We start from the raw sequence: 7,105 nt of genomic DNA on the forward strand, positions 1-7,105 counted from the left end.
CCGAAGATTCCCGTGAATGAGTATCTCACGCGCCTCCGTCCGCCCGCTCTGCAATTCCTCGAACAAGGTCCGCATATACGAAGCCGACAGGATCGGCAATCTGGACGTATTCACACCGCAAATTTCTACTTTATTGATCATAGCAATAACCCCCTGCAATCTTCCTACAAAAAGATTATTGCCTTCATTTTCCTGTTTTATACCATTTCTTCAAAAAGATGGCAGGTATGTATCGACCTGCTTTCTTTGTACGCTATCCTATTCCGCCCGCATAAATTCCTTGCGCAATCGACGAATGATACGTTTCTCCAGTCGCGATATGTACGACTGCGAAATCCCGATCTGCTCTGCTACCTCTGTTTGCGTTCGTTCTTCTCCGTCTTTGCCCAAACCGAAGCGCATACGCATGATGAGTTGATCGCGTGGTGACAGCTTCTGCATCGCCTCGCGCAAAAACTTCTTGTCGGCTTCTTCTTCGACCGTACGTGCGATAAGATCGTTCTCTGTCCCGAGCACATCGGATAATAACAGTTCATTGCCGTCCCAATCAATATTGAGCGGTTCATCAAGCGACACCTCACTGCGCAATTTATGATTTTTGCGCAAATACATCAGTATCTCATTCTCGATACAACGCGATGCATACGTTGCCAGCTTTATTTTTTTGAGTGGATCGAACGTATTGACCGCCTTGATAAGCCCGATCGTTCCGATGCTCACCAAGTCTTCGATGCCGATACCCGTGTTCTCGAATTTGCGCGCAATATAGACGACGAGCCTCAAATTGCGCTCGATGAAGATACTCCTCACACTGTTATCGCCCGCCTGCATCCGAAACAGAAGTTCATCCTCCTCTTCACGTTTGAGCGGCGGCGGCAGTACCTCTGCACTGCCGACATAATAAACACCATCACTTTTTATGATACCGAGCCGCATCAACCACCTTTTGACAGCGATATTGAGCTTCGCTTTCCATTCCTTCAGGATACCCACGTTCGTTCCCCCTTCACAGTTTCCCCTTCCGCAAGCAGACGGCTCGGCACGATCGCCTCATATCTACCGTCTGCTGACAGCTTGCTGTCCGTCACAGCAACGATACAATCGTTTGCATGATACCGCACACCGCCCGCTTCTATGAGCACCTCATCGACACGGATACCGACGAGCATATGTCCCGCACCATCTATCGTCTGATACGAAGACAACGACAGCCGTTTCTGCCAAAGTACATCGTCACAGAAAGCAAGATCGCGCACCCACTCACATTCCTTCCGCATATCGAAATAACGAGATGCCTTTCCCAAGAGAGATGGAATAGCATGCTTCTCAACAACGATAACAGGCGTACGACGAATCGGTGATGCCAACAGATTGCCCGTATCAATAAGCCCCTCAAACGTATCTCTTCGCCCTTCGCAAATTGCCGTCACACGCACAAAATAAGGTGCGCGCCCCGCCCGCTCCATCGACCTCCTAAGACAAAAAAACACGACCGATGCTCCGATCAGGATACCACTGCTCACTTCGCTGAACGCAGGCAAGATATGTCCCGTCAGCATGTTCTGTCCGATCGACAGCCAGCCGAGTACAGCCCCACCGATGACAAACGATACGAGATAAAAAACGGCAGTCGCAAACAAAAACGCACGCCACGATCGATAGCCGAATACGATGAATATCAAGAGAAAAGAAACGAATCCTCGGACAAGTATATCCTGCGGTATCAAAGTACCGTCCGCGAGAACATAACAGCCTCCCGCAAACGCACCGAGCCATATTCGCAGCCAAGAAGCACGAATACCGACAGCGACCGATGTCAAAAATAAGATAAGACCGTTGACCACCACATTAAAAAAGAGCAGGATATCCCAATAGATGACCATAGAATCGCCTTCTCTCCGTAGATTCACGTTCTCAGCATATCAAATAAAAAAAGCAAACTTTGTAAATACGAGGCCGAACATAAAAAAATAGCACCCTACATCAGTAGGATGCTATCTTCAAGCAGGTTCACTGCCTATGTTTTATTTTTTTGCTTTCATCCAATCGGGAACTTTGAGATCGGAGTTAGCTTTGTTTCTGTCAAAAGAAGTGATGACCGGTTTTGCAATGTTAGCCGGGTTGTCCGTATCGAAGCCCGTTGCGATGACCGTAACTTTTACAGCGTCTTCAAGCGTATCGTCGATGGACGTACCGAAGATAATGTTTGCTTCCGGATCAGCGATCGATTGAACGACTTCTGCTGCAGCCGTAACTTCGAAGATACCGAGGTTAGCACTGCCCGTGATGTTGAAGAGGATACCACGTGCACCGCTGATGGACGTTTCCATGAGCGGGCTCTTGATTGCCGCTTCAGCAGCTTTTACAGCAGCATCGTCGCCGCTTGCAAGACCGATACCCATGAGTGCAGAACCCGTTTCTTTCATAACGGATTTTACGTCAGCAAAGTCAACGTTGATTTCGCCCGGAACAGCGATAAGGTCGGAGATACCTTGTACACCCTGACGAAGAACATCGTTCGAGATGTTGAACGCATCTTTGAGCGTCGTACGTTTTTCCGATACCTGCAAAAGACGGTCGTTCGGAATAACGATGATCGCGTCAACACATTCTTTCAAGCGAGCGATACCTTCTTCAGCCTGCAATTTTCTTTTTTTACCTTCAAAGGAGAACGGTTTCGTTACGAATGCGACCGTAAGTGCACCCAATTCTTTTGCACAAGAAGCGATGACCGGAGCAGAGCCCGTACCCGTACCGCCGCCCATACCGGCAGTGATGAATACCATGTCTGCGCCTTCGAGCATAGCCATGATCTCTTCACGGCTTTCTTCAGCAGCCTGCTGACCAACTTCCGGGTTTGCACCTGCACCGAGACCTTTCGTCAATTTTTCGCCAAGCTGCAAACGAGTTTCAGCTTCCGTTTTCACGAGAGCCTGTGCATCTGTATTGACAGCGATGAATTCTACACCTTTGAGATCAACTTCGATCATGCGATTGACAGCATTGTTACCTGCGCCGCCTGCACCGACTACTTTAATACTTGCAGGTTGTTCCTGCATAATCATGTTCATGTCCGCCATTAAAAATACCCCCTAAAATTTACGCTCAAAATCGAATCTTCCATTCAAATCGCAACAGCACAAAACACGGCAGACATAGCAAGCTTTCCGCCTTATTTCCTATACTGACTTGTCCAAAGGAAGATACTATTACCACATTGACATATTTATGTATTATTATAGCACAAAGCTTCTCTGTTGTGCAATTACTGATTTTGACTTTCTCATAGGAAAATCGGCCTCGCACCACTTAGCAAAGCCGATTTCCCTTTCACGATATTATTTTGTTGCCAAACGGTTGACCGCACTGATGAGCGCGTGGATCGAAGCAGTCGTGATGTCTGTGTCGATACCTGCCCCCCAGACGATGTCGCCGTCTGTTGCCTGCAAGCTGACATACGCAACAGCCGAACTTGTCTGCTGACCTTGTTCCATCGCGTGTTCCGCATACGTCAGATTGCCGTACCGAATACCAAGATGTTCCTTGATCGCATTACCGACAGCGTCGAAACGACCATTCCCTTTACCTTTGATATTGCATTTTTCTCCATTGACGATAAGCTCAAGCGCAACTTCGATACCGTCTTGTTTTTCAACATGATAATCAACCAGCTCGATCGGAGATTTGATGTTGACATAACGTGTATGGAAGATGTCGCAGATCTCTTCCGGCATCAATTCCTTATGCTGGTGATCGGATACGCTCTTCACGGCATAACCGAAATCTTCTCTCATCTTCGGCGGCATTACGATGCCATAATTCTGTTCCATGAGATAACCGATACCGCCTTTGCCCGACTGGCTGTTGATACGGATAACGTCGCTTTCGTATTCACGTCCGACATCTTTCGGATCGATCGGCAGATACGGTACTGTCCAATGCTGACAATCGACCTCTTCACGCCATTTCATGCCTTTTGCGATAGCGTCCTGGTGCGATCCCGAGAATGCGGCAAAGACGAGCTTGCCTGCATACGGCTGACGTTCATATACGCGCATCTTGTTCATTTTTTCATAGATCTCTACGACCTTCGTCATATCGGAGAAGTCGAGCTTCGGATCGACACCGTGCGAGAAAAGGTTCATCGCGATCGTCACGATATCGGCGTTGCCTGTACGTTCCCCGTTACCAAAGAGTGTACCTTCCACACGGTCGGCACCTGCCAAAAGTCCCATCTCCGTATCGGCTACGGCACAGCCGCGGTCATTGTGCGGATGGAGCGAAACGATGACATTTTCACGATATTTCATATTTGCGCACATATATGCGATCTGGCTTGCATAGACGTGCGGCATCGACATAGATACTGTAGCAGGCAAGTTGATGATGACTTTTTTCTCCGGTGTCGGCTGCCATACATCGAGGACAGCGTTACATACATCGAGTGCAAAGTCGATTTCCGTACCCGTGAAGCTCTCGGGAGAATATTCAAAGAGATATTCACCTTTGGCTTTGGCCGCTTCTTCTTGGAGGAGCTTCGCCCCGGCAACAGCGATCTCAATAATCTCTTCTTTTGACTTGCGGAATACTTGTTCACGCTGTGCGACCGATGTCGAGTTGTACAGATGGACAACGGCTTTTTTGATACCTTTGAGCGCTTCGAATGTCTTACGGATAATATGTTCACGCGCCTGCGTCAAGACCTGCACCGTAACATCGTCGGGAATGAGATCATCTTCGATCAAACGACGTAAAAATTCATATTCCGTTTCCGATGCGGCAGGGAAACCGACTTCGATCTCTTTGAATCCGATCTTGACTAAGAATTGGAAGAACTCCAATTTTTCTTCCAAACTCATCGGAATGATAAGCGACTGATTACCATCACGCAGATCGACACTGCACCAGATCGGAGCTTTCTCTACATACTCTTTCTGTGCCCAGCTCATATCAACGACAGGCGGCATAAAATAACCTCTTTTATATTTCTGATAATTTTTCATTACGCAAACCTCATTTCTGTTTTTCAAAATAAAAAAGTCTTTCATCTCCTAAGAGACGAAAGACTTTACTCTCACGTGTTACCACTCTACTTCGTATTCCGAAGAATACGCACTCTACCGGATACGGACTTATTCAGCCTTATATCCTCCCACGCTAACGGTTGGGCTCCGTCGCCACCTACTTTTTTCATTTCAGCGCGCTACTTCAAGGTGAGTTCCGATTTCTTCGGCAACTGTTTCGCATCGACCAACAGCTTTCTGTTTGCCTCCCAAAATCATACTATTCCTCTGCAACGTATTTATGTGATATCCTTTATGGTTTACATCTTAACACTTTTTCGAAGGGTTTGCAAGTATTTTATTTACCCAAAAAATATCTTCTGATAATGGCAAGGTTCTGGAAAATACGAATACCGAACGCTAAAAGCGCGACCATATAGAGGTCGATGCCCAGTCGCTCGCCAATAAATACGAGCACAGCCGCCAATAGCGCATTCGTGAAGAACCCTGTAATAAATACCGTGTCGTTAAATCTGCCCTCCGTACGGGCACGCAAGCCACCGAACACGGAGTCAAGCGATGCCAAAAGAGCGACTGACATCAATTTGGAATATTCGGCAGGGATACCGTACGGCATCGTCATACCGATGACAAGACCGATGCATAGTCCAAGGATAGGGAGTATCATCGTGCACCCCCCTCTTCCGACTCGATCGCACGTGCATGGTCGAATCTGAACGAGCTTTTGTACGCAGGTACAACGACATTGTCCGACTTGGAGATATTTATCTGAATGCCCCAGAATCGAAGCGTTTCAACGATACCGCCGCGCATCTTGAGTGCATTATCGAGCGTCTTGGGATCACCGATAGCTAGTATCTCATACGGTGGCGTATAGCGCGTATTGTTGACCGAAAGCGTCGGTCCCGCACAGCGGATCTCACTCGTCGCGATCAATCTCTGCCCGTTGACAGAGATGGCTTCCGCACCTGCCGCGCGCAATTCGTTGATAACTTTTAACAGGTCGTCATCATGTATTACATATAAATTCGGATTTTCGCCTGCTTTGGCGATCTTCTGACTGTCATCTATCGTAACGACTACGCCCGGTCCGCGAAGGGCAACGATACCCGCACCCATTTTGATATTCTGAAGTTCTTTGCCGCCGCCCGCTTTTTGACGAAGCTCATGTACTTCTTCCAACAGGCCGTCGCGTTCTTGTTCTATTGCTTTTAATTGTGCCGACAAGTCCTCGATACGCTGATACGTGACGTCGGAACGTATCCCTTGCGTTGCACGGAACTGAACCGCCAACATGATACCCAACACCACACACACCAGCGCAATGGACAGTTGTCCCTTTCTCATTCGCATCATGTGGATCGTTATCTCCTTAATTTCATAACAGGCACAGTATAGTCGAGATGGATCGATTTTACTGCCAATCCGTCTTCGGTTATGGCACCGAGGAACTCATTCGTCAACGGTGCTTTTTCGGCCAGACGACCGATCGGTCCCAAGTCGATATAGATAGAATCGCTCGTATACGCATAAACGCGAGCAGGGTCTTTGATATTGATCTCGGATATCTGTTTGATGATATCATCAGACAAGCCCGACAGATAATCGGTAACTTGCTTAAGCTCTTCTGAGCTGACGACATCTCCGACATACAGATCGGATAACTGACACCCCGTCAAGACAGGGACATCCATACGATTCATACTTCTATGTACAGCAAGGACTGTTCCTTTTTTATCGATCTCCAAAAAGCCATATCCGCCCGCCGCATAAAAAAGCGGTGTACGTTCCGAAACGACCAATCGGATACGATCAGGAAATACGCGCGTCGCTTCCGCATGCTCGATACGAAGATCCTGCATCAATCGGTCGCACGTTCTGTCAAGGCCGATACTCAGTATATTGGCATCTTCGGCGATCCCCGTCATCTCGATGATCTCTTTGTCCGACAGACCTTGGTTGCCTTCCACTTCGATCTCTGCCAAACGGAAATATGACGAGCTGATAAAAATAATGAGCAGAATAAAGCATATCATCGCGCCCAATATCGAACGAAGCACGCCTTTGGGCATTTTGCTTTC

7 protein-coding genes and 1 other annotated feature are annotated in these 7,105 nt (G+C 47.8%); all 7 genes read right to left on the reverse strand.

Going from position 1 to position 7,105, the window contains the following annotated elements; translation table 11 throughout:
• Window positions 1-258: 258 nt before the first annotated feature.
• A complete protein-coding gene (sigE, locus tag IJN28_00355) occupies window positions 259-936 on the reverse strand; it encodes an RNA polymerase sporulation sigma factor SigE (GenBank protein ID MBQ6712222.1) in 678 nt (225 codons plus the stop codon).
• Between the two features lie 44 nt (window positions 937-980).
• Window positions 981-1,883, reverse strand: a complete 903-nt coding sequence (locus tag IJN28_00360) for a sigma-E processing peptidase SpoIIGA (GenBank protein ID MBQ6712223.1) — start codon at window positions 1,881-1,883, stop codon at window positions 981-983.
• A gap of 141 nt (window positions 1,884-2,024) precedes the next feature.
• A complete protein-coding gene (gene ftsZ, locus IJN28_00365; GenBank protein MBQ6712224.1) occupies window positions 2,025-3,080 on the reverse strand; it encodes a cell division protein FtsZ in 1,056 nt (351 codons plus the stop codon).
• 258 nt (window positions 3,081-3,338) lie between these two features.
• Window positions 3,339-5,003 carry a 2-isopropylmalate synthase gene (locus IJN28_00370; protein MBQ6712225.1) on the reverse strand — a complete coding sequence of 555 codons (1,665 nt, stop codon included), beginning with the start codon at window positions 5,001-5,003 and terminating at the stop codon, window positions 3,339-3,341.
• A 48-nt stretch (window positions 5,004-5,051) separates the two neighbouring features.
• Window positions 5,052-5,306, reverse strand: a binding site (T-box leader).
• Window positions 5,307-5,361: 55 nt separating this feature from the next.
• Complete coding sequence (locus tag IJN28_00375) at window positions 5,362-5,691, reverse strand: small basic family protein (protein ID MBQ6712226.1); 330 nt, start codon at window positions 5,689-5,691, stop codon at window positions 5,362-5,364.
• Window positions 5,688-6,380 carry a DUF881 domain-containing protein gene (locus IJN28_00380; protein ID MBQ6712227.1) on the reverse strand — a complete coding sequence of 231 codons (693 nt, stop codon included), beginning with the start codon at window positions 6,378-6,380 and terminating at the stop codon, window positions 5,688-5,690. The genes IJN28_00375 and IJN28_00380 overlap by 4 nt, the downstream gene beginning before the upstream one ends.
• Window positions 6,381-6,388: 8 nt before the next feature.
• A partial coding sequence (locus IJN28_00385) for an FtsQ-type POTRA domain-containing protein (GenBank protein MBQ6712228.1) occupies window positions 6,389-7,105 on the reverse strand: 717 nt, incomplete at its 5' end.

The organism is Selenomonadales bacterium, assembly GCA_017442105.1.
GTDB lineage: Bacteria > Bacillota > Negativicutes > RGIG982 > RGIG982 > RGIG982.

What these genes read in the sequence shown, in the direction of transcription:
- sigE (MBQ6712222.1), bottom strand. Translation starts at nt 936, where the DNA reads ATGCGGCTCGGTATCATAAAAAGTGATGGTGTTTATTATGTCGGCAGT.
- IJN28_00360 (MBQ6712223.1), bottom strand. Translation starts at nt 1,883, where the DNA reads ATGGTCATCTATTGGGATATCCTGCTCTTTTTTAATGTGGTGGTCAAC.
- ftsZ (MBQ6712224.1), bottom strand. Translation starts at nt 3,080, where the DNA reads ATGGCGGACATGAACATGATTATGCAGGAACAACCTGCAAGTATTAAA.
- IJN28_00370 (MBQ6712225.1), bottom strand. Translation starts at nt 5,003, where the DNA reads ATGAAAAATTATCAGAAATATAAAAGAGGTTATTTTATGCCGCCTGTC.
- IJN28_00375 (MBQ6712226.1), bottom strand. Translation starts at nt 5,691, where the DNA reads ATGATACTCCCTATCCTTGGACTATGCATCGGTCTTGTCATCGGTATG.
- IJN28_00380 (MBQ6712227.1), bottom strand. Translation starts at nt 6,380, where the DNA reads ATGATGCGAATGAGAAAGGGACAACTGTCCATTGCGCTGGTGTGTGTG.